Genomic DNA, 21,984 nt, shown 5'->3' with positions numbered 1-21,984 from the left:
CGCATGCATGCCACTGTCTCCCCTTCGATGACGTCGCGCAGGTCCCCGTTGCGTCACACACCACTGGTGCTCGCCCTCGCCGCCTGCCTGTGCGGCGCGCCGCTTGCCGCCCACGCGCAGGTGTCGGCCAGCCAGCTGCCCACCGGCGGCAGCATCGCCGGCGGCACCGGCACCATCAACGCGCCCAATGGCGCCAGCCTGACCATCACCCAGACGTCCAACCGGATGGCGCTGACCTGGGGAAGCTTCGATATCGGCTCGGGCGCAACGGTGACGTTCAACCAGCCGTCCAGCAGCGCCGTCAGCCTGAACCAGATCCAGGGCGGCAACCCCACGCAGATTTACGGCAACTTGAACGCCAATGGCCAGGTGTTCCTGATCAACACCAACGGCATGATCTTCGGCAGCACGGCCAACATCAATGTCGGCGGGCTGGTGGCCAGCACGCTGGGTACTGATGCCAGCACCTTCATGAGCGGCAGCAACGTCCTGGATGCGGGTGGCAATACCGTTGCACTGATGTCCAATACCGGCACCATCAACGCCTCTGCCGGTGGCGTCAGCCTCATCGGCGGGAAGGTGACCAACGGTGGCACGATCACCGCCGCCGCGGGCAACCTCAATCTGGTCGGTGCCGATCGGGTCGTGCTGGTCTTCGAGTCCGGTGGCTTCGGGGTGACCGTCGAGAAGCCGCTGCAGTTGCCGCTGGACGCCGTGGCCGTGGAAAATTCCGGCAATCTCCTGGCAGCGGGTGGCCAGGTCCGGCTGGAGGCGCGGTCCCTGCCGGGCCTGTTCAGCCAGCTGATCAACAACAGCAGCGTCATCAGCGCGGCGGGCATCGCCGGCGGCACCGATGGCAGCGTCATGCTGATCGCAGGCGGCGGTTCCAGCAGTGGGACCGCCATCGGCGGGGGCGGCAGCATCAACGTCGGCATCGGTTCGCTCGGGTACGTCGCCGACGGCGGCGTCCAGCAGAGCGGCGTGCTGACCACGGGCGCGCTCAGCCTGGGTGTCGGCGGCAATGCAGCCTTCACCGGGTCCAACAAGATCGCGCAGGTGGGGGGCGACGTGGGCGGCAGCTTGAACCTGCAGAACGCGCGCAACCTTGGACAGAGCGCTGGATTGACCGTGGGCGGATCCGCGCTGTTCGCCACGATCTACACCCTCGCGCTTGACAATGCCGACAATGACTTCGCCGGCCCGGTCAGGATCATCGCCCAGGATGCCACGCTCCGCGACAGAAACGCACTGACGCTCGGCACGCAGAGTGTTGGCTCGCTGACCGTCCGCAGCGGGGGCGCGTTGAACCTGGGCAACGGTGTCATCAACGGCGCGCTGTCGGCCACCAGTGACGCCGGTGGCATCACCCAGACCAATGCGCTGTCGGTTGCCGGCGCCGCCAGCATCGATGCCGGCGCCGGCGCGATCACCCTGGCGCACGAGAACGACTTCTCAGGCAGCCTGGCCCTCGCCGGCCGCGGCATCACCGTGGTCGACACCAACGACCTGACGGTAAGTTCGGTCAACAACGCCGGCGTTGGCGACATCAACCTCACCGCGCGCGGTTCGCTGACGATGCCGGCGGGTGCGATAAGCACCAATGGCGCCCTGCTGCTGAGCGCCGACGGCGGCGCGCTGACACTCGGCGGCGCCCTGACCGGCAATGCCGTTTCGCTCTACAGCCGCACGGCGTTGAATCTCGGCACGTCCATCACGGCCGCCGGCGCACTGGCGGTCGTGACCGGCGACAGCGCCCTCACCCAGACGGCGGGCGCCTTGTCCGTTGGCGGCACGTCCGTCTTCTCTACGGATACGGGTGCCATTTCGCTCGGTGCGGCCGGCAACCACTTCGGCGGCCCCGTGAACCTGTTCGGCGGCTCCACCCTGATCCGTGATGTGGGTGCATTGACGTTGGGCACCCTTGCCACCGGCGCGCTCACTGCCGTCAGCAATGGCGTGCTGAGCCTGGGGACCGGCACCGTCGCTGGCGCGTTGTCGGCGACCAGCAACGGTCATGCCGTCACGCAAAGCGGCGCCTTGGTGGTGAACCAGGCCAGCAGCATCACCGCTGGCACGGGTTCGATCAGCCTGAGCAATACGGGCAACGACTTCCGCGCCGGCCTGGCGCTGGACGGCGGCAACATCACGGTGAACGACCGCGACAACCTCATCATCACGTCGCTTGTCGGCACCGGCAACCGCAACATCGTCCTCACCGCGGGCGGCCAGCTCACGCTTCCGAGCCAGGCCATCGATGCGGGCACCGGCAACATCCGCCTTGCCTCCACCGGTGGCTCACTCAGCACGGCGGGCGCATTGCGCGGCAATCAGGTGACCCTGAGCGCAAGCAGTGGTCTGTTTCTGAATCAAAACATCGGCGCCAACACGTTGGCCCTGGACAGCGCCGATGCCCCGATCCTGCAGTCGGCGGGTGCCTTGACTGTCCAGGGTGCCGCAACCGTCGATGCCGGCGCCGGCTCGGTCTCGCTGCAGGGCGGAAACAACGACTTCAGCACGCTGTCGCTGCGCGGCAACGGCATCAACGTCACCGACCGCAACAACCTGACCATCGCCTCGCTCATCAGCGACGGCAACTCGGCCATCACCCTGACCGCGCTTGGCAACCTGACCCTCCCTGCACAGACGATGTCGACCGGGCTGTCCGATCTCGCGATCGCCGCCGGCGGTACGCTCGGCCTCAACGGTGCATTGAGCGGCCGCAACGTCACTCTGTACGCGAACGACAGTGTCAGCGTTGCCCACGATGTCACCGCCAGCCAGGCGCTGTTTCTGCAGAGCGACGGCGCCATCACCCAGACCGGTGGCGCGATACGCGTGGGCACCACGGCCGGTGTCACCGCCGCCGGCGACGTCACCCTGGACGGCAGCGGCAACCGTTTCGGCACCGGCCTGGCCCTGATCGGCAGCAACCTGTCGGTCACCGACAGCGGCGACCTGACCCTGCTCAACGTGGGCGTCGGGCCCAATGGCAACGTGGCGTTGACCGCGGGTGGCGCGCTGTTCCTGCCGGGACAGACCATCGATGCCGGCACCGGCACGATCGACCTGGTCGCACGCGGCGGCGCCCTGACGACCCACGGCGAACTTCGCGGCCGCGCGATCAGCATGACGGTACGCGATGGCATCGTACTTGCCGACGACGTCACGGCAACCGACACCTTGGCGCTGACCACGCGCGACGCCGCCATCACCCAGACCGCCGGCGCGCTCACGGCAGGCGGCTGGACTCACGTGGATGCCGGTACCGGCAACATCACGTTGGGCAATGCGGCCAATGTGCTGGCGGGACCGGTGAACCTGGCCGGTGCCGACGTGCGGATCGCCGCGACGGCGCTCAGCCTCGGCACGGTGTCCGCCAATGCACTGACCGCCACCAGTGGCGGCGCCCTGAACCTGGGCAGCAGCACCGTGCGCGGCGCGCTGAGCGCCACCAGCGGCAATGCGGCCATCACCCAGTCCGGCGCGTTGTCCGTGGATGCGACCGCCACGTTCACGGCGGGTAGCGGTGCGATCACGCTGACCGATGCCGGCAATGCGTTCGCCGGCGCGGTGTCGTTGAACGGTGGCGATGCCGTGGTGCGTACCGGCGCGGCACTGCGGCTCGGCAACAGCCAGCTCACCTCGCTGCAGGTGAGCACCGCCGGTGACCTGAGCGTGGACGGTCGCGTCAGCGCCACCGCCATCGACCTGTCCACGGGCGGCGTGTTCCGCAACACCCGCGGTGCCGATGCGCTCAGCGCGACGGGCGGACGTTGGCTGGTGCGCCTGCTCGATCCGAATGGCGGGCACGTTTTCAATGGTCTGGACAGCGGCAATACCGCGCTCTGGAGTGTCGGTGCAGCCGATGCCGTGAGCCAGGCCGGCAACCGCTACGCATTCGCGTATCAGCCCGTGCTGACGGTGTCGTCCAGCAATGCGGGCAAGGTCTATGGCACCGTCGCGGATCTGGCAACGCGCTGGACCGCGACCGGGTTGATGGAAGGCGTTGTCGGTGCCTATACCAGCGACTCGCTGGCGCAGGTGTTGAACGGCGCTCCCGAACTGAGCTCGCTCGGTGCGGCGGCAACGGCGGGCGTGGCCGGCGGCCCGTACCGGATCACCACGGGGCTGGGCACCTTGACTACCGGCGGCACCGGCTATGCACTCGCCACGGCCGACAGCGGCCTGCTGACGGTGACACCGGCCAGCCTGGTCATCCAGGCGGGCAACGCAGGCAAGATCTACGGAAGCACCGCCAACCTCGCCGGCTTTACCAGCCGTGGCCTGGTCAACGGCGATACGGTGACCGCCGCCGAGCTGGCCAGCGCCGGCCAGGCGGGGTCGGCCGGCGTGGGCAGCTACGCGATCACGGCCAGCAACGCCTCGGGTGCCGGGCTGTCCAACTACGACATCGCCTATGTCGCCGGGCGGCTCACCGTGGACCCGGCCACGTTGCGGGTGATCGCCCGCGACACGACCCGCGCACCGGACGGCCCTGCCCTGCTCGCCTATTACACTGAAGGCCTGTTCAACGCAGACACGGTCACGTCGGCAATCCTGTCCAGCGAGGGTACGTCGTCGCTGGCCAACCCGGGCGCGTACGCCATCGGCGTCAGCGGCGCGGTGGGAACCGGCCTGTCGAATTACCGCATCGAGTACGTGCCGGGCACGCTGCTGGTGAGCGGGTTCAATCCGGGTCTCATCGCCACTGCCGTGCAGTCGATCAGTGCGCTGCAGACCAGCACGCGCTCGCCATGGGCATCCGCGGCCGCAACGACGATGACGCTGGATGCGCCGCCCTCCACGCCGTCCTGGTCGACAGCGCCGCACAACGCGCCGGCGCTGGAAATGCCCACGGCCAACGCCCCGGCAACCTGCCTGGTCGACAACGTGCTGGGCCAGTGCCGGCTTGACTGAGCCGGCATCGGTACCATGCCAAGGGGGCGCATGACCCGACGGCCGCCCACGGCGGCGAGGATGCTGAATAACGGGGCTGTTCAGCCCCTTCCAGCATGAAACGCCCGGATCAGGGAGAATAGCGGCCCTCTGAACGCCCCCGCCTGCCATGGCAGGGGCGGCTTCCACGCGGTTGACGGCCTTGCCGGCCGCCACCCCGCCGTTACTTCCGGATCCAACGTGAACGCCATTGCCTCTGCTCCCGCCGACGACCTGCCCCAGGACGACCCGCCCCTGACCGACCGCCTGCGTGCCGCGCTGGACCTGCTGGAGGCCATCGAGGCCGACCGCGGCGTGCTGGACACGTTGCCGGAAGACGACCGGGTGCGTTTCCACCAGGTCGTGGCGAAGGTCTACCACCCCGAGCCCAAGGCGCGGCGGCAGAAGCTCAAGCAGCAGGCCAAGGCGCGCCATCACGAAAAGGTGCGCAAGGCCGAGGCGCTGCTCGAGCAGACCGGCATCCGCGCCCTGCGCCGCAAGCCGGTGTTCAGCACCCCGAACTACTTCCCGCCGCATGCCGCCGGGCTGCACGACGCGCACAACGGCGAAGGGGCCGCTGCCGCGCCGGAGCCGGTGCATTCGCCGGAGCTTCGCCACTGCTACGTGTGCAAGCAGAAGTTCACCCAGCTGCATCACTTCTACGACCAGATGTGCCCGGCCTGTGCCGAGCTGAACTTCGTCAAGCGTACCGAGACCGCCGACCTGCGCGGCCGCGTGGCGCTGCTGACCGGCGGCCGGGTCAAGATCGGCTACCAGGCCGGCCTGAAGCTGCTGCGCGCCGGCGCCGAGCTGATCGTGACCACGCGCTTCCCGCGCGACTCGGCCGCACGCTATGCCGAAGAGCCGGACTTCGCCGAATGGGGCCACCGCCTGCAGGTGTACGGCCTGGACCTGCGCCACACGCCCAGCGTGGAGGCGTTCTGCAACGAGCTGCTGGCCACGCGCACGCGCCTGGACTTCATCATCAACAACGCCTGCCAGACGGTGCGCCGCCCGCCGCAGTTCTACGCGCACATGATGGCCGGCGAGACCGCCGCGCTGCATGACCTGCCCGAGACGATCCGGAAGCTGGTCGGCGAGTACGAAGGCCTGCGCAGCGCCGAGATGTTGAGCTTGGGCTCGGACGACGCACTGCCGACCCTGCAGGACCGCAGCGCGACCGGTGCCGACGGCCTGACCCGCGCCGCCGAGCTCTCACAGGTGCCGCTGCTGGCCGATGAACTGCTGGGCCAGCAGCATCTGTTCCCCGAAGGTCGGCTGGACCAGGACCTGCAGCAGGTGGACCTGCGCGGTCGCAATTCGTGGCGCCTGCTGATGGCCGAAGTGCCGTCGGTGGAACTGCTGGAAACCCAGCTGGTCAACGCGATCGCGCCGTTCATCATCAACGCGCGCCTCAAGCCGCTGATGCTGCGCACGCCCGATCGCGACAAGCACATCGTCAACGTGTCGGCGATGGAAGGCCAGTTCTACCGCAACTTCAAGACCACCCGTCACCCGCATACCAACATGGCCAAGGCCGCGTTGAACATGATGACGCGCACCTCGGCGGCCGATTACCAGAACGACGGCATCCACATGAACAGCGTGGACACCGGCTGGGTGACCGATGAGGATCCGGCCGACATCGCCGCGCGCAAGGTGGAAGAGGAACGCTTCCACCCGCCGCTGGACATCGTCGATGGCGCGGCACGCATCGTCGACCCGATCATCCACGGCGTGAACACCGGCGAGCACGTGTGGGGCCAGTTCCTGAAGGACTACGCGCCCACCGACTGGTGAGCGCCCCCGTGTAGTGCCGGCCGCTGGCCGGCATCTGAACCGTGCCGACCTGTAGTGCCGGCCGCTGTCCGGCTTCCTGAACCGTGCAGACGTTGCGAACGCCGGCCAGCGACCGGCGCCCCGGCGCATGTCAGCGTATGTCTAATGCGAATGATTCGTGATAGCATTGTGAACGTTTTCAGTTTCCCTACACGGACGTCCCAGCCATCGCCAGCGGACCCTCTTACTCAGGAGTTTGCTCGATGCACCTTTCCTCCCCCACGTTTACCCATTCGATGGCCGCGCTCACGGCCGCCATCACTCTGGCCCTGTCCGCCCAGGCCCACGCCGCCGGCGACGTCGCTGCCGACGCCAAGGACATGAACACGGTCGTGGTCACCGCCACCGGTGCCCAGCAGTGGATCAAGGACGCGCCGGCCAGCATCAGCGTCATTACCCGCGAAGAGATCGAACGCAAGCCGGTCTCCAGCATTGGCCAGCTGCTCAGCACCGTGCCGGGGGTGACCGGTGGTTATGCGCTGTCAGGCGCGCAGTCCAAGATCCGCCTGCGCGGCCTGCCCGAGCAGTACACGCTGATCCTCATCGACGGTCGCCGCCAGGGCAATTCGTCCGGCGTGAACTACCGGGACGACCTGGGCCCGCAGGATCTGAACTGGCTGTCGCCGGACATGATCGAGCGCATCGAAGTGGTGCGCGGCCCGATGTCATCGCTGTACGGTTCGGATGCGATGGGCGGGGTGATCAACATCATCACCCGCAAGATCGCCCCGGAATGGGGTGGCTCGGTGACCTTCAACTACAGCCGGCCCGATGCGGACGACCGCGGCAACACCACCCAGATGGGCGCGCAGTTCAGTGGTCCGTTGACCGACCGCCTGGGCCTGCGCGTGGGCGCCAACGTGACCGACCGCGAGTCGGACCGTGCGCGCGGACAGACGCCGGGCAGCAAGGCCGAGAACGCCAATGCCCTGCTCAACTGGGCGATCAACGACGACCACACGGTCGGGTTCGAGGCCACGCACGGTGTGCAGCGCAACCGCGGTGACGGCGACGTGGGCGCATGGGGCCTGTCCAAGCTGGTGCACACCGGCTACGTGGTCACCCATGACGGGCGCTACGGCGATGCCAGCACGTCCAAGTCCACGCTGACCCAGAACGACTACGAGGACAAGGGCAGCCAGGTGGGCAACCACTCCAAGGAAACCGTGTTCGACACCGCGTTCGCCACCGGCTTCCACTTTGGGTTCGAGCATCGCTTGAACGTGGGTGGCCAGTGGAAGCGGGAAGAGCTGCAGAACACCGACACCATCGGCACCGTGCCGGTCACCTGGAGTGGCAGTGGCCGGATCAGCCCGACCAATGAGGCCGATTCCTGGGCGCTGTTCGCCGAAGACCACATCACCCTGCATGAGCGCTTCACCCTGACCCTCGGCCTGCGCTGGGACAACACCGAAAACTACGACGACAACCTGAGTCCGCGCATCTACGGCGTGTGGCATCCGTCGGATGACTGGACGGTGCGTGGCGGCGTGTCGCAGGGCTTCCGCGCGCCGAACCTCAAGCAGGGCAGCGCCGGTGCGGCCACCCAGTCGGGCGGCAATGGCTGCCGCAGCCTGACCGTGGAAGGCTGGACCAACCGTTCGGTCAGTGCCGATGGCACCACCGGCTGCTACATGGCGGGCAACCCGAACCTGGAGCCGGAGACCAGCACCAACTACGAGCTGGGCGCGGGCTTCGACCGCAACGGCTGGTCGGTCTCGGCCACCTACTTCCTGACCAACTTCGACGACAAGATCGAGCAGGTACCGCTGCGCGATATCGCCGGGTACGACGCCAGCTTCGTCAACGGCTTCTGGTGGACGGTGGCGCAGAACATCCAGAAGGCGCGCACGCGCGGCGTGGAGGCCAGCGTCACCGTTCCGCTGCACGAGCGCCTGAGCTGGACCACCAATGCCACCCGCATGCTGGAATCGAAGAACCGCACGACCGGTGCGACGCTGCTGGTGGTGCCGGAGCTGACGGCCAACACGGCGCTGGACTGGCAGGTCACCGATGCGTGGTCGTTGAACGTCAGCGCCCAGCACATCGGCAAGCAGCTGGTCTCCAGCACCAGCCCGACCTTCGCCAAGGCCTACACCACGTGGGACCTGGTGAGCGGGTTCGACGTCAACGAGCACCTGACCCTGCGCGCGGGCGTGTCGAACGTGGGCGATGTGTCCACCGTGGATGAAGGCAACAATTACGACGGCGGTGCGCGCACCTTCTTCGTGGGCGCTACGGCGCGGTTCTGATCCCGCGCCGGGGACGTGGCCACCCGCTGAGGTGGCCCGTCTTCCATCGCCACAGGGCAAAGGCCAGGAAGGCAAATACCCGTGCAACGCTTATCAGGTCCATGCGGCCACTGGTTCCGTACGCAACCAGATATTGGATGAGGTAGGCAGCGAAGAACACGGCGGAGAGCTTGCGCCCGAACGCCAGGAAGATGAAGCCCAGCGCCAGTGAGAACGGCATGACCAGCTTGCCGCTCAGAGCTTCATGTTCAACGCGACAAAGAACGAACGCCCCGCTGCCGGCGAGAACATCGGCTGCGGTTGTTCCCAGAAGAAGCTGTCATACCATGCATAGTCGTATTGGCGGTCGGTGGCGTTCTTCAGCTGCACATCCACACTCCAACGTGGGCTGATGTCATAGCGGGCACTGAGGTCCAGCACCGCGAAGCCGCCGTACTTGCCGGCAACGTTGCGCTCTTCCAGATAGTAGTCGCCCTGCGCCCTGCCCTGCAGGCCCAGCTGCAGCGCCTCGGTGGCCTGGTAGTCCAAACCGATGTTGCTGATGTAACGCGGGGTGGCGGCAACTTCGCGTCCCTCCAGCGACAGGCTGGCATCGCGACCATCGCGCTCGATCTTCGCTTCCTGGTAGGCATGGGACGCCCACACCGTCCACTTCTCGCCAACCTGCGCGCTGATCTGCGCATCCACACCGCGACGGCGCGTCTTGCCCAGCGTCACCGTGGTGCCGGTGGCCGGCATGTTGGAGATCTCGTTGGCCGCATCCTGCTGCCACACCGCGATGCGCGCCTGGCTGCCCGCGAACGGGCTGAACTTCATGCCCAGCTCCATGCCTGTATTCGTCGACGGGCTCATGGGGCCTTGGCCCGGCGTCAGATACGCAGGCGCCGTCGAGCCGGTGAGCACCTGGAAGGTACGGCCCCAGTTGGCGTACACATTGGTGCTGTCGGTGAACGCATAGACCACGCTCAGCTTGGGCTGCTCGATGCTGCCGTAGCGCTGCAGCTGCCCGGTGATGCCGCCCGGCAGCCGGGTGTCGCCGTCGAAACGGTCCACGCGGTAGGCCGGCACGATCTTCAACGCATCGATGGGCTGGTAGATCGCCTGCACGTAGGCGCCCCAGTTGTCGAAGGTGTGGCGGTCGTTGTTCTGCACGCGTGCCGGGGCGGCGCTGAAGTCGGTGGGCTCGGCGTAGCTGAAGCGCTCGCGGATGTAGCCGTTGTCCTGGTGCTCGACATTCACCCCGCCCTCCAGCCTCAGGGCGGCGCCCGGCTGCCAGGTCAGCGTGGTGAGCATGCCGGTCTGTTTCTCATCCCACACCCGGCGCTGGCGCGGCGCATTGCCGGTGGGCAGGTCGCTGAAGGTCACCCGGCGGTCGTCTTCGTAGCGGTTGTAGTAAAGCCTGCTGCCCAGGAACAGCGCGTCGGCCAGCTTCAGGTCCATGTGGATGCCGATCTGGCGCATGTCGCGGTCATCGCCGTCATTGGCATTGCGCAACTGCGAGCCGCGGCGGTCGGTGCGCAGCTCTTCGGCCGTCATGAACCCGGGTTCGTCCGCTTCGTGGTGGTAGGCGCGTGCGCTCAGGCCGATCCGCATGCCTTCGTCGAGCGAGCCGTAGAACCACTTGCCGCCCAGCGCATACTTTCGCGAGGTGTCGTGGTCGCGGTAGCCGTCCGACGCCTGGCTGCCGATGAAGTAGTTCTGTGCGAAGCCGTTGCTCTCTCGGCCGATGGCCAGCTGCGCATCGCGGGTGTTGTAGCTGCCGTAACTGAGCCGTCCGTCCGTATAGCTCCCGCCCTGGCGGGTACCGAAGTTCACGTTGCCGCCGATGTTGTGCAGGCCATAGCGCGGGTCGTTGGTGCCGCGCACCACCTCGATATAGCTGATCTCCAGCGGGAACAGCATGTCGATGAAGCGCTGGTTGCCGCTGTTGACGTTGCTGGGGATCCCGTCGATCAGGGTCTTGATGGCGTTGAGGTAGCCCTCGCCGTTGAAGGCGCGGAAGCTGACCTTGCCGGACTCGGCGCCCTGGCGGGTTTCGGTCAGCTGGATGCCCGGCATCTGGCCGAGCAGCTCCCAGCTGTGCGACACGTTCTTGTCTTCAATCTGGTCGGCGCCCAGCACATCCACCGAGGTCAGCACCTGGTGGGCGGTGAGCTGGCCTTCGGTGTGCTGGTGCACGTCCACCTTGCCAAGCGTGAGGGCCGAGTCGGACGACTGGGCACGGGATTCGGGGGCGAACAGGACGGCGGCAACGGCCGTCACCAGAGCGTGGATCTTCATGTCAGGGGCAGCATCACGAATGGAAGTCAGGGGGCAGCCTTGGATCATGGCTGCGATAGTTACACTATAACATTACATGCACGGGACGAGTCCGGGTTTTCACCAGCCGCTGCCGCGCCGCTACCTAGGATGGTCACAGGCGCGACGGAGGGTCGCGCCCAACACGCTGTGGAGGGATCGGATGACCGAACGCGCCCGTCAAGCTGCCCTGGAGTCCCTGCGGATACTGGATTCGGATCCAGAACCGTTCTTCGATGCCCTGACCCGCGCCGCGCATGCGATGACCGGCATGCCGGTGGCGATGATTTCGCTGATCGACGGCGACCGCCAATGGTTCAAGGCGCATGTGGGCCTGGAGGCCGTCACCGAAACCGCACGCGACATCTCGTTCTGCACGTGGACCATCCAGTCGGACAGCGTCCTGGAGGTGCACGACGCACGCGAGGATGCGCGCTTCGCCACCAATCCCACCGTGATCGGCCCGCCTTACGTGCGCCATTACCTGGGCGCGCCCATCCGGCTGGAGGGCGGCAGCCGGATCGGCACGTTGTGCCTGCTCAACCCCGAGCCCGGCGTGGCCACCGCGGAACAGCGCGAGGCCTTGGCGTGGCTGGCGCGGGTCGCAGCGATCGGCATGGAACAGCGCGCCAGCCTGCTCAACCGCATTGCCGAGAGCAACCGCCTGCACCGCCAGCTGCAGCGCAGCCAGGCCTTCCTGGAGCGCACCAACACGCTGGCCAAGGTGGGCGGCTGGGAGCTGGCGCTGGAGAGCAACGCACTGGATTGGACCCGGGAAACCCGCCTGATCCATGGCGTACCAGAGGACTTTGACCCCAACCTTGGCGCGGCACTCTCGTTCTACCCGGACACGAGCCGGGTTGAACTCGAGGACGCGATCGCCGCCTGCGCCCGCGACGGCACCGCCATCGACCTGACCGTGCGCGCCACCACACTGGGCGGCGAGCGCAGCTGGCTGCATATCGTCGGCCAACGCGTGGACGACGCGGCCGGCGCACGCTTGATCGGCGCCATCCAGGACGTGACCGAGCAACGCTCGGCCACCGACGCACTGGCGCAGAGCGAGGCGCGCTACCGACGCTTGTTCCAGCACAGCCTTGGCCTGATCTGCACGCACACGCTGGACGGCGTGATCACCTCGGTCAACCCTGCCGCCTCGCTGTCGCTGGGCCGGCCGGAAGCGGAGCTGCTGGGGCGCTCGCTGACCGAGATCATTCCTGGCGAGAAGCAGGGTCAGCTGCAGGCCTACCTGCAGCGTGTGCGGGAGAACCAGAGCGATTCGGGGCTGATGGAGCTGGTGGCCGAAGATGGGTCACGCCGCTACTGGGCCTACCACAACGTGCTCGATACCGAGGCGGATCCGCCGTATGTGCTCGGCCACGCCCAAGACATCACCACCCAGCACCTGCAGGAGCGGCAACTGCTGGAGATGGCCATCCGCGATCCCCTCACCCGCGCGTTCAATCGCCGCTACCTGGCCGAGCTCGCACAGCAGCAGCTGGAAGCATGGGGCTGCCCCGTGTTCGACCTGGACCACTTCAAGGAGATCAACGACTCCCTGGGCCATGCGCATGGCGATGCGGTGCTGGTCGAGTTCGCCGCGTTCCTGTCCGCGCCGTTGGACGAAAACGAGGTGGTCGTGCGACTGGGCGGCGATGAGTTCCTGGTGTTCGTGCCGGGCGCCACACTCGGCAGGTTGCAGGCGCTGGAGGCGGACTATCAGGCGCGCGCCCATACGGCACCGGTGCGGTTCTCCGGCGGCTGCGCGATCAGCCGACCGCCGGAGACGGTGGCCGACACCATCAACCGCGCCGACATGAAGTTGTATGAGCGCCGTCGCAGGGAGCGGCGATCCACGCCCACGGGGCCTTAACCTGACTTCCTTATGCTGACAACGCGCCGACGGCACTGCGCCCGGCGTTTGACACTGCAAAGGAGTCGCAATGAAGAAGCTGCACACTGCCGTTCTCGTCGGATGCCTGCTCGGCATGAGTTCCCTCGCCTACGCCGAGGTTGCCAACCTGACCAACAGCGCCGATGGCGCCAACCGTGACGCGGGCATTGCCGCGGTCAAGAAGAAGCTGCAGGAGGCCTGCACAGACCGCAAGGGCACGCCGGATGCGGACTCGTTTGAGGTGGTGTTCGAGAAGACCAGCGAGAACCCGAATGTGCCGAAACCGTATTACGTGGACGGCAAGATGAAGTGCGATCTGCCGTAAGTCACGTGCGGCAAGCGCGGCGCACATTTTGCGGCACGCTGGCATGGCCGCTATCGGCCGAAGTATGAACCCGGATCTCTCGATGCCCTGTACGCCAGCGCATCGAGAAATTTCTTGCCGTGTTCCGCATATCCGGATTGCTCGCTGGCCGAGAGCGGGAAAGCAATCTCGTACAGCGCAAAGCCGCCCGTCATGACGCAAAGGCAGAGAAGGCCCTGACCATCGCGGAAGAGGCGATACGATCGCCCGACCTTACTGCCACGACGCAATCTCACTGAGCTTTCGCGCAATGAATGTCGCGAAGTCAGGTGCTACGTCGACTGATGTCAGATGTTCCGTGTCAACCTCAACAACCCGCCAAGTCTGGGAATCGAAGCCAGCAGCAAAGCCACAGAGGTCATCTCCAAACAGCAGTACGCCTCTAACCTGCTTGCTCTCACCGTATATCTCTTCAGCCGGAATCAGCCCCGTATAGATCATGTAGTTTTCGCTTCCAACCTCGCCGGCACCGATGCGCAAAAGGAACCCAATATAGTCTTCTGGCAGTCCGGGATACTGTTTCCGCAACGACGTTGCCTTCTCGCTCGAAACGGCGGCAAGCTTCTTCAATAGATCGCCTACGCCTTGAATACCGTTCAACTGCCCGTAATCAGTCACTATCGCCTCACCTTACGAATAGATTTCTACCAGGCGACCCTGCCCCGCGGATGCCCATCTGGTGTTGATCAGGGTGCCTCGCCGGATGAATATTCCACCATTCATTTGGACCGCCATAGCCCAGCTCTATGACGTGATGGGCTTCATAGTGCTGGCCAACCCTTCTGCTGACTTCCCCCGACTTGCTGTACACAGGCTGCAAATACGTTGGCCATACCTGACCGGTGTTGCGCTCCCTCTCTGCGATGAGGTCGCCCTTAATTCGACCGAGCTGAGATCGACTCTTTGCCCCTTAGGTCAAATGCCTACATTCACTCCAGGATCAAATCAATGCGATCGATGGTCGGCTCGCAGGTTCTGTACTGACTCTCAGAGCGGATCACGAATGCTGAGTCGGGAAGTCTGATGCGAGATACATTGATGCCAGACCAGCAAGTCTCACACCAGACTATCTTCCAGCCGAACTGTCCTGAATCCGGGCCAAAGTACTGAAACATCAGGCCGACATTGCCACACGATGGACACGCTGCCGACGACAAATCACTATCCGCTTCGGGCAGTTGTTTTATCCAATAAAGGTACGTTTTACCGCTCGCCATCACCTGTAGCCCTCAAGTTGGCCCGAATTCTCTCCAAAGCAGTGCTGCAAGAGCCAGGCCACTTTGGCGTGGCCGTCGTGGATCAAGTACCGAGCCAAGAACCCGGGCTTCGAAGAAACCTATCAGAACTACTGAGCCGGAGATCCGTCGAGAGCGACTGGAAAATTCAATCAAGTGAATAGCACTGAACTCTGCCGTCAGCGGTGATTCTTGAGATGATTCCTTCAGCTACATCTACGTTCATCTCGCCCTCGACATAAGAAACCGGTTCCAGTTTCAGCTGAAAATACGCACTCGGCTCGCTCCTCACATCGTCCTCGGGAGCAGGCGGACCCAGTAGCGAGTACTGATGGTCGCCCCCCACTGCTACATATGCTGGGTACTCATCAAAAATACCGTCAACATCCTCAACAAAAGCAAAACAACCAAGCACCTCCCCAAGCAGCTCGGCAGTCTGCTGCAGGCCACCTACGGGAACAATACCAACATCCGCATGCTTCATCATGGGCGATCTCGACTATCCGGAGTCACAAAGAACACTTGACCGTCACCTGCGTCAGCGCCACCCTCTCTCCCGCCAGCGCCGCGCGCCCGACCTTGGGGGCAGCGGCTGGCGGCGATTTCCCGCACTTCATGGATTGCGTCAACAGATACCCCGAGCTGCCTACCGGATCTCCGCAGAGTCCGCGCAAATTATCGTTATAGGCGCCGCAACTGCATCTCACAATCATCCCGGATTGATTCGGCGCAGCGATCTCAATCATCACTTCGCACCGTTCGCAACGAACCGCAGATACAGAGCCATCCTTCATAAATTCAGCGAGCGCCGCTTCAAACGTCTCGAACAAAGGAACGTTTACGTCGGTCATCTTACTGTTTCTCCATCTTGCCCATCACGCCCCCCCAGAGAGTGAGCTTCCAACGCAGTCCGCCTTACCAAACCTCTCAAGACATGGTTGATCGCCTGAAACCTCTGCGAGTTCCCATCACATGCACCTGGCGGCACAGTACCCACTTGACTGAACGCCATTCGAGCGCAGCCAATGGACGGACAGTCAACGGGCGCACCCTCGGCATCACCCGACCAAGTCGGATCTGGTGGCACTCTCGACATTGAGGATGTTCTGTTCAACAAACTCTCGGGCAGCACTTTTCGAGTCGAACCATTCGATGTGAGCGTCATCATCCCAAAGTGCACATTTCGGCCAGAAGTACAGCGCGGATTCCTCATGTCAGTCGCAAGTGCGGGAATCGACTGCGGAAGTGAGACGCCATGGTCCAGCTCACGAATCGCTTCGTCGATACGGCCTGCACCACCGGCCTGTAGCGCGGGCTTGATCTGCTGCCAGTGAGCCTTCTCTTCAAGCATATTTTCTATGCGCATCGAAGCTTGCGAACTTTGACTAGCTCTTCCAGGTAAACCTTTTTTACATAGCATAAAAGGAAGTGTGCGGAGTTCACGTCAATCGCGCCATATCCACTCTTGTTGATGGCCGGAAGCATTTCAACACTACCCTGTTCCGCAAGACCAATAGCAACGTCAAGCGCACCAATCACCTCTTCGTGGTAGGACGGATCAATTACAGTCAACTCCGCGACTTGGTTCAACGCCACATCCAGCGGCTCTTGATTGATAGCGCCTGCAAAAAGATCTTCCAATGCTTCCTGCCATGGAGTGGCATTCATTCTCGCGATTTCCGGTAAGGAACATGGGTGCCAGCACCCGCGCGCCGCAGGCTGGAATCCTTCATCAAATCCTACGCCTTTGACAGCCCGGACACATCCACTGACGCTGCTCCAGTTATTGCATTCACAGTGGTGCGAGCAATGACGCGGGCGTCTTTTCTAAGCTCACCTGGCACATAGAGCACAAAGACACGATCATCACCTTCAAAGAGAGTTGTCAACACCAGCGAACCGCGAATCTCATCAGGAATAACGTATCCCTCAAGCTCTTTCTGCGTCAGACGTCGCGCGATCTCACGCAGCTCATCGACATGAATGGTCTTCATCTACCTTTGCCCTGGGGTCGTAGCCACGTTCTTCCAATCAGCCTGCCAAGAAGGCTCACGACGCTTCAGACGTCAGCAAGGCGTTTCGATGAAGCTCTGCAACGTTAGACCTGGGCGGTACTCAACCAATCACCCTGCAGAACAATATCATCGCCTTTACCGGCAAGCCTAACTATTGCCGTGATTCCATGGTTGAGCTGCTGGAGCTTCTGCCTCATGACCTCGATGCTCTCAACTGACAAGCAAACGCTTCTGACGTTTACCGGGGAAGACAGCGGCCTTTCCATACGAACGTCTTCAATTGTACGCGGAATCACATAAGCAACATGAAAAACGTCACCAAGCGAAATAGATCCACCCGAGTTCACATATCCGACGTAATTTCTCCCACCATCTCTAGCCAGCAAAATTGTATCTACAAAAAACACGACACCTCTGTCCACGTCAATCTTCCTGCTTTGCACGTCGCATGAACTCGGCAATCTGCTGAGCTGTCATCTTGGGCGCGGCCTCATTAAGCACGGTGGAGTCACTCCTGAGTACGACACTGTGTGGCAGCGGGTGCACTCCCATGTCCGCAAGTATAAGTCTCGCGCGGTCAACCGGCGCAAATCCGCTTGCCCCATTGATGAACCCCGCAGCATCGCCCTGGACCGGCCAGACTTCCGTAGACATTCATGAGCCGCTTTGCGCGTAGCGCCGTTCAAACTCTACAGGGGCCAGGTTGCCATCGGAACCATGGCGTCGGATTGAGTTGTGAAACATCTCGATGTATTTGAATACATCCGAGCGTGCCTCGGCCCGCGTCGGGTAGATCCGTCGCTTGATCCGCTCTTTCTTCAGTGCACTGAAAAAGCTCTCAGCCACCACGTTGTCATGGCAATTTCCGCGCACCTCGGCTGAGTCCTTGTGCGTGCGCAACATCGACCCCTCGGGTGTGCCCGCCAAGGTTTCGCTCTTGGCCTTGTAGACCAATGGTAAAGGCTGTGGGATGAAACCCCCAGCCGCTTGGCAACCTCGGCTACAGCAAAGCCCCTTTGGGCAACCTGCTTGGCCGCTTCGGCCTTGAACTCATCCGTGTACTGCTTGCTCGCCATAGACCCCTCTCTCGCTACCGTTGATTAGGGCTCTGAGATGTCTACGAAATCCTGGCCGGTCCACAACATCAAGCACGAACGTCATCATTGAGCGCAACCTCAAACTTCCTTCCAGACATTGCCTCCATGCCGTGCGCGGAAATCTCTGCCTTGAAGAAGTTCCAGTGATTCAAAATGGTGGAAAGTTGCGCGTGAGAATACTGCGGCGGCTCTCCGCCTACGTCGAGCTCGGGGTAGATGTCATTGGTAAAGCAAGCAAATCCTGGCTTGGCTACTGGCGGGTCAAGCCAGATCGCGACCACGTTGTAGCCCCAGTTCGCTTGCCCACTGTCCGACACTTCGCGCCCAGGATCGTCCATCGTGTCGAGCAACCGGGCCACAACCTCCAACAGTTCCTGGTCAAGTTCTGAGATAAGCAGGAGAACCGTAAGGCTCATTGCGCGACAATAATTTTCATCCGCCCCTACGCAACCGTAGTAGCTACGGTAGACCCCCGGGGCAGTCTCCTGGACTGAAGCGATCAACGTAGTCATGGTTTGTTCTCAGGATAGCCACGCCATTTCAGAACACTGCTGTCATCCAGCTCGAAGAACCGGAAGCTTACGCCGTCAGACAACCCGACGAGAATGATGGGCTGGCCGGCAACGCGCCGGACAAGGTCAGCCCCCCTTCAGGGGGACATCCCAGGTACCGGCAACGGTTTAGCCCCTCATCCGTCCTTCCCCCTGCCGGAAACGTCCATCCCCGGGTCGTGGCGCGCTGCTATAGTTCTACCATCGTGGCGGGCGTGGTGCCCGTCCTTGGATCACAGGGAGCGGGTCATGGGTCTTATTCAAGCGGTGAAGGGTGCAGTCGGCGGCGTGCTGGCCGACCAGTGGAAGGACTTCTACACCGTGCCGGCCGGGCTGCCGTCCACCGCGGCGCTGTTCGCGGCCGTGCCGCAGGGCACCAACGCCGGGCGCGGGTCCAACACCAGCGGCTCGTCCAACATCATCACCAACGGCTCGAAGATCGTCGTGCCGGAAGGCTATGGCCTGCTGCTGTTCCAGGACGGCGCGATCACCAGCTTCGTGGCCGAACCGGGCGGTTACGAGTGGCGCTCGGATGACCTCAACTCGCAGTCGATCTTTGCCGGCGACGGCATCGTCACCCCGCTGATCAAGCAGAGCTGGGAGCGTTTCAAGTTCGGCGGCCAGCCGGGTGGGCAGCAGGCGGCCTTCTTCGTCTCGCTGAAGGAACTGCCGGACAACCGCTTCGGTACGCAGTCCGAAATCTACTGGGACGATGGCTTCCTCAATACGCAGGTCGGCGCGATCACGCGCGGCTCGTACACGCTGAAGATCGTCGACCCGATCCTGTTCGTGAAGAACTTCGTGCCAGCAGCGTACCTGCAGCCGGGCAAGGTGTTCGACTTCACCGACATGGACAACGCCGCGGCCAGCCAGCTGTTCAACGAAGTGGTAGGTTCGCTGGCGCCGGCCTTCAGCCTGTATACCAACGATCCGGGCAAGGGCAACCGCATCACCAAGCTGCAGCAGGATTCGCTGGGCTTCGCCCAGAGTCTTTCCGCGGCGGTTGAGCAGGGTTACCAGTGGAAGTCGGACCGTGGCCTGGCCATCGTCAAGACTGCCATCGTCTCGATCGAGTACGACGCCAACACCCGCGAACTGCTCAAGACCGTGCAGCGCGCCGATGCGCTGTCCGGCGGCCGTGGCAACTCCAACCTGCAGGCCAGCGTGGCCCAGGGCATCCAGTCCGCCGGCGAGAACGGCGGTGCGGCGGGCCTGGTCGGCGTGGGCATGGCGTCGGGCATGTTCGGTGCCGGCAACCTGCAGCAGCCGGTCGCCCCGGCGGCGCCTGCGGCGGACGATACGGTGGCCAAGCTGACCAAGGCCAAGGAGATGCTGGACCTCGGCCTGATCACCCAGGACGACTACAACGCGCTCAAGGCCAAGGCGCTGGGTCTGTAAGGCGGACGCACGATAACCATGTCCGACCCCAGAACCCCGCCCCCGCTGCCCGGGGGTCCGCCGCCGTTGCCGGGCGCCGTTACCGGCCCCGGCTCGCCGCGCGATGTCCCGCCCCTGCCGGGCAGCTTTCCGCTGGATCCGGCCACCCTGCCCGACCCGATCCGTGCCGAGATCGAGGCGCCCGATCCGGTCGCCCTCGATACCAGTGCCGAGGAACTCAAGGACGGCCTGAACCGCTGTCCGAAATGCGGCTCCACGGACGTGCGCCTGAAGATCGGCACCGATGTGCTGGTCTGCCAGTTCTGCCGTCACGAATGGCATGGCGCGCTGGTCGAGGACGAATTCGGCCTGGGCGCCGGTATCGACCAGCTGCGCGGCACGGTCATCGCCTCCGGCGCACGCGACATCCAGGCCGACACCGCCAGCCTGATGAGCTTCAAGTGCACCGGCTGCGGCGCGGAAGTCACCATCAACACCGAAACCACCATGACCGCACGCTGCCATTGGTGCCGCCATGTGTTCGGGGTCAACGAGCAGGTCGCCAACGGCGCCGTGCCCGATGCGGTGCTGCCGTTCCGGATCGCCAAGGATGACGCCGTTGCGCGCATCCGCCAGTTTGTGGACAAGCGCCGGATGTTCGCGCTGAAGGCGTTCAAGGACCAGTTCACGCCCGAGAACGTCGTGGGCGTCTACATGCCGTACATGATCGTGGACAGCAACGTCAGCGCCAGTGTGTCCGGCAAGGGCGAGATCAAGACGGGCGAGTACACGCGCGGAGAGGGCGACAAGAAGAAGACCTACTACGACGCCGATGTGTACCAGGTGGAGCGCGGGGTGGACTTCACGGTGGACGACCTGCCGCTGGAATCGTCCGCCGAGCGTGGCAATCTCGATACGAAGACCAACACCAACAACATCATCAACACGATCCTGCCGTTTGATACCAAGAACGCGCTGAAGTGGAACGCGTCGTACCTGCTGGGCTTCACCTCGGAGAAGCGCACGCTGGACGTGGAGAAGATGCGGCCGCGCCTGGAAGACCAGCTGCTGTCCATCGCCCGCGCCCAGGTCGAGGGCTCGGTGCGCCGCTACGACCGTGGCGTGCGCTGGGAGCAGGAGCGCGTGGACGTGCACGGCACGCGCTGGGTGTCCATGTACCTGCCGGTATGGCTGTACTCGTACCACCAGCCCGGCCGCAACGGCGGCATGCTGCATTACATCGCGGTCAACGGCCGCACCGGTGAAACCATGGGCAGCGTGCCGGTGCAGCAGTGGAAGCTGCTGCTGGCCGCGCTCACCACCGGCACGATCGTTGAAGCCCTCACCCTCTGGTTCCTGGTAGCGGCCTCATGAGCGACGAAAGTGGACTCTGGTTGCTGTTGGCTGGCCCTGCCAGCGCAACGGCCTTGTACTGGGCGCTGTACCGGTACTACCGCAATACCGACAAGTCTCACGCCTTCGAGCGTGAGACCACCGTCGAGGCCAAGCCCATCACCGGCTCGGACCACCTCGTGGATACCAACAACGGCACGCAGGAGACGCGGATCCGCGGGGACAACGTGCGCGAGTATCGGCGCCGGGTGACACGAAACAGCGGATGAGCCCGCGCCCTCCGATCCGGCCACGCGACGTGGCCCACCGACACCGCCCCTTCCCTACCTTGTGTGATCCCTCATGAAGAAGCTTGTTTTTCTCGCCGTTCTGCTCGGCTCCCTGTCCCTGATGACGGCCTGCTCCGGCGGGGTCGGCGGTGTCGGCGGTGCCGCTGCCACAGACGAAACCGCACAATTGAACGATCCGAGGGTCGGCGACCTGTACGCCGCGGAGCTGTCCGAACTGGCAGAGTTCCAGGTCCCGGGCGAGAAGGCCTACGGACTGCTGAAGGTCATCAAGGTCGAGGCGGACACCGTCACCATCGTCACCGACAGCAGCGCCTGGGATGACACGATCTCCGCCAAGCGCGAGCTGCGTGGCGACCTCAAGGAAGTCGTCTGGGATACCGACGACGAGATCGTGCTGGCCCGTTCCCAGCTGCTGGACATGCGTCGCAAGGACGTCATCTTCGGCGTTCGACGCGGCGGCTGACCGCCTGCCCGGCACGTGGCG

Annotated in this window: 19 protein-coding genes and 1 pseudogene; 9 read left to right on the top strand and 11 right to left on the bottom strand. The window is 64.1% G+C overall.

Features of this window, described 5'->3' with window-relative positions; genetic code table 11:
* Positions 1 to 3: 3 nt before the first annotated feature.
* From RT456_RS01140 to RT456_RS01130, 3 genes are all read left to right on the top strand, one after another.
* The gene (locus RT456_RS01140) at positions 4 to 4,917 is read left to right on the top strand and encodes a filamentous hemagglutinin N-terminal domain-containing protein (RefSeq protein ID WP_313341377.1); all 4,914 of its coding nucleotides are present in this window, start codon (positions 4 to 6) and stop codon (positions 4,915 to 4,917) included.
* A 252-nt stretch (positions 4,918 to 5,169) separates the two neighbouring features.
* Positions 5,170 to 6,735, top strand: a complete 1,566-nt coding sequence (locus tag RT456_RS01135; RefSeq protein ID WP_313341893.1) for an SDR family oxidoreductase — start codon at positions 5,170 to 5,172, stop codon at positions 6,733 to 6,735.
* 242 nt (positions 6,736 to 6,977) lie between these two features.
* Entirely contained in the window at positions 6,978 to 9,026 is a 2,049-nt protein-coding gene (locus RT456_RS01130; protein WP_313341374.1) for a TonB-dependent receptor, read from the top strand.
* Here the strand turns inward: RT456_RS01130 and RT456_RS01125 are convergent.
* Together RT456_RS01125 and RT456_RS01120 are read right to left on the bottom strand one after the other, a co-directional pair.
* On the bottom strand, positions 9,010 to 9,246 hold the full coding sequence (locus RT456_RS01125; RefSeq protein ID WP_313341371.1) for a hypothetical protein: 237 nt from the start codon (positions 9,244 to 9,246) through the stop codon (positions 9,010 to 9,012). The genes RT456_RS01130 and RT456_RS01125 overlap by 17 nt on opposite strands.
* 14 nt (positions 9,247 to 9,260) lie before the next feature.
* Positions 9,261 to 11,306: a TonB-dependent receptor gene (locus RT456_RS01120; protein ID WP_313341368.1), complete on the bottom strand. Its 2,046-nt coding sequence runs from the start codon at positions 11,304 to 11,306 to the stop codon at positions 9,261 to 9,263.
* Between the two features lie 181 nt (positions 11,307 to 11,487).
* Between RT456_RS01120 and RT456_RS01115 the strand changes: the two genes are divergently transcribed.
* Together RT456_RS01115 and RT456_RS01110 are read left to right on the top strand one after the other, a co-directional pair.
* The gene (locus tag RT456_RS01115; protein WP_313341365.1) at positions 11,488 to 13,197 is read left to right on the top strand and encodes a diguanylate cyclase; all 1,710 of its coding nucleotides are present in this window, start codon (positions 11,488 to 11,490) and stop codon (positions 13,195 to 13,197) included.
* A gap of 70 nt (positions 13,198 to 13,267) precedes the next feature.
* Complete coding sequence (locus tag RT456_RS01110) at positions 13,268 to 13,543, top strand: hypothetical protein (RefSeq protein ID WP_313341362.1); 276 nt, start codon at positions 13,268 to 13,270, stop codon at positions 13,541 to 13,543.
* Positions 13,544 to 13,795: 252 nt separating this feature from the next.
* Here RT456_RS01110 and RT456_RS01105 read toward each other — a convergent pair whose 3' ends face one another.
* The 9 genes and pseudogenes from RT456_RS01105 to RT456_RS01065 form a co-directional block, all read right to left on the bottom strand.
* A complete protein-coding gene (locus RT456_RS01105) occupies positions 13,796 to 14,200 on the bottom strand; it encodes an SMI1/KNR4 family protein (RefSeq protein ID WP_313341359.1) in 405 nt (134 codons plus the stop codon).
* A 765-nt stretch (positions 14,201 to 14,965) separates the two neighbouring features.
* Positions 14,966 to 15,304 carry a hypothetical protein gene (locus tag RT456_RS01100; protein WP_313341356.1) on the bottom strand — a complete coding sequence of 113 codons (339 nt, stop codon included), beginning with the start codon at positions 15,302 to 15,304 and terminating at the stop codon, positions 14,966 to 14,968.
* A gap of 22 nt (positions 15,305 to 15,326) precedes the next feature.
* Positions 15,327 to 15,668, bottom strand: coding sequence for a hypothetical protein (locus RT456_RS01095; protein WP_313341353.1), 342 nt, complete (start codon positions 15,666 to 15,668; stop codon positions 15,327 to 15,329).
* Positions 15,669 to 16,173: 505 nt separating this feature from the next.
* Positions 16,174 to 16,485, bottom strand: coding sequence for a hypothetical protein (locus RT456_RS01090; RefSeq protein ID WP_313341350.1), 312 nt, complete (start codon positions 16,483 to 16,485; stop codon positions 16,174 to 16,176).
* 71 nt (positions 16,486 to 16,556) lie between these two features.
* Positions 16,557 to 16,811, bottom strand: a complete 255-nt coding sequence (locus RT456_RS01085; protein WP_313341347.1) for a hypothetical protein — start codon at positions 16,809 to 16,811, stop codon at positions 16,557 to 16,559.
* A gap of 104 nt (positions 16,812 to 16,915) precedes the next feature.
* Positions 16,916 to 17,254 (bottom strand): hypothetical protein, encoded by a 339-nt coding sequence (locus RT456_RS01080; protein ID WP_313341344.1) that lies wholly within the window; start codon positions 17,252 to 17,254, stop codon positions 16,916 to 16,918.
* Between the two features lie 232 nt (positions 17,255 to 17,486).
* Positions 17,487 to 17,702: pseudogene (locus RT456_RS01075) on the bottom strand (IS3 family transposase); the annotation flags it as partial.
* Positions 17,651 to 17,908: a transposase gene (locus tag RT456_RS01070; protein ID WP_313341341.1), complete on the bottom strand. Its 258-nt coding sequence runs from the start codon at positions 17,906 to 17,908 to the stop codon at positions 17,651 to 17,653. The pseudogene RT456_RS01075 and the gene RT456_RS01070, both read right to left, overlap by 52 nt.
* Before the next feature lie 68 nt (positions 17,909 to 17,976).
* The gene (locus tag RT456_RS01065; RefSeq protein WP_313341338.1) at positions 17,977 to 18,441 is read right to left on the bottom strand and encodes a hypothetical protein; all 465 of its coding nucleotides are present in this window, start codon (positions 18,439 to 18,441) and stop codon (positions 17,977 to 17,979) included.
* Positions 18,442 to 18,729: 288 nt separating this feature from the next.
* On the opposite strand from RT456_RS01065, the gene RT456_RS01060 reads away from it, so the two are divergent.
* From RT456_RS01060 to RT456_RS01045, 4 genes are all read left to right on the top strand, one after another.
* Positions 18,730 to 19,878 (top strand): SPFH domain-containing protein, encoded by a 1,149-nt coding sequence (locus RT456_RS01060; protein ID WP_313341335.1) that lies wholly within the window; start codon positions 18,730 to 18,732, stop codon positions 19,876 to 19,878.
* A gap of 18 nt (positions 19,879 to 19,896) precedes the next feature.
* Positions 19,897 to 21,231: a TFIIB-type zinc ribbon-containing protein gene (locus tag RT456_RS01055; RefSeq protein WP_313341332.1), complete on the top strand. Its 1,335-nt coding sequence runs from the start codon at positions 19,897 to 19,899 to the stop codon at positions 21,229 to 21,231.
* Complete coding sequence (locus RT456_RS01050) at positions 21,228 to 21,479, top strand: hypothetical protein (RefSeq protein WP_313341329.1); 252 nt, start codon at positions 21,228 to 21,230, stop codon at positions 21,477 to 21,479. The genes RT456_RS01055 and RT456_RS01050 overlap by 4 nt, the downstream gene beginning before the upstream one ends.
* 73 nt (positions 21,480 to 21,552) lie before the next feature.
* Positions 21,553 to 21,963: a hypothetical protein gene (locus tag RT456_RS01045; RefSeq protein ID WP_313341326.1), complete on the top strand. Its 411-nt coding sequence runs from the start codon at positions 21,553 to 21,555 to the stop codon at positions 21,961 to 21,963.
* Positions 21,964 to 21,984: the final 21 nt, after the last annotated feature.

Source organism: Stenotrophomonas sp. (assembly GCF_032099025.1).
GTDB lineage: Bacteria > Pseudomonadota > Gammaproteobacteria > Xanthomonadales > Xanthomonadaceae > Stenotrophomonas.
The sequence above is the reverse complement of the archived record's forward strand: the minus strand, read 5'-3'. Positions and strand labels throughout refer to the sequence as shown.

What these genes read in the sequence shown, in the direction of transcription:
- RT456_RS01060 (WP_313341335.1), top strand. Translation starts at nt 18,730, where the DNA reads ATGGGTCTTATTCAAGCGGTGAAGGGTGCAGTCGGCGGCGTGCTGGCC.
- RT456_RS01110 (WP_313341362.1), top strand. Translation starts at nt 13,268, where the DNA reads ATGAAGAAGCTGCACACTGCCGTTCTCGTCGGATGCCTGCTCGGCATG.
- RT456_RS01085 (WP_313341347.1), bottom strand. Translation starts at nt 16,811, where the DNA reads ATGAAGACCATTCATGTCGATGAGCTGCGTGAGATCGCGCGACGTCTG.
- RT456_RS01090 (WP_313341350.1), bottom strand. Translation starts at nt 16,485, where the DNA reads ATGAATGCCACTCCATGGCAGGAAGCATTGGAAGATCTTTTTGCAGGC.
- RT456_RS01100 (WP_313341356.1), bottom strand. Translation starts at nt 15,304, where the DNA reads ATGATGAAGCATGCGGATGTTGGTATTGTTCCCGTAGGTGGCCTGCAG.
- RT456_RS01130 (WP_313341374.1), top strand. Translation starts at nt 6,978, where the DNA reads ATGCACCTTTCCTCCCCCACGTTTACCCATTCGATGGCCGCGCTCACG.
- RT456_RS01095 (WP_313341353.1), bottom strand. Translation starts at nt 15,668, where the DNA reads ATGACCGACGTAAACGTTCCTTTGTTCGAGACGTTTGAAGCGGCGCTC.
- RT456_RS01065 (WP_313341338.1), bottom strand. Translation starts at nt 18,441, where the DNA reads ATGACTACGTTGATCGCTTCAGTCCAGGAGACTGCCCCGGGGGTCTAC.
- RT456_RS01115 (WP_313341365.1), top strand. Translation starts at nt 11,488, where the DNA reads ATGACCGAACGCGCCCGTCAAGCTGCCCTGGAGTCCCTGCGGATACTG.
- RT456_RS01050 (WP_313341329.1), top strand. Translation starts at nt 21,228, where the DNA reads ATGAGCGACGAAAGTGGACTCTGGTTGCTGTTGGCTGGCCCTGCCAGC.
- RT456_RS01125 (WP_313341371.1), bottom strand. Translation starts at nt 9,246, where the DNA reads ATGCCGTTCTCACTGGCGCTGGGCTTCATCTTCCTGGCGTTCGGGCGC.
- RT456_RS01055 (WP_313341332.1), top strand. Translation starts at nt 19,897, where the DNA reads ATGTCCGACCCCAGAACCCCGCCCCCGCTGCCCGGGGGTCCGCCGCCG.
- RT456_RS01140 (WP_313341377.1), top strand. Translation starts at nt 4, where the DNA reads ATGCATGCCACTGTCTCCCCTTCGATGACGTCGCGCAGGTCCCCGTTG.
- RT456_RS01070 (WP_313341341.1), bottom strand. Translation starts at nt 17,908, where the DNA reads ATGGCGAGCAAGCAGTACACGGATGAGTTCAAGGCCGAAGCGGCCAAG.
- RT456_RS01120 (WP_313341368.1), bottom strand. Translation starts at nt 11,306, where the DNA reads ATGAAGATCCACGCTCTGGTGACGGCCGTTGCCGCCGTCCTGTTCGCC.
- RT456_RS01045 (WP_313341326.1), top strand. Translation starts at nt 21,553, where the DNA reads ATGAAGAAGCTTGTTTTTCTCGCCGTTCTGCTCGGCTCCCTGTCCCTG.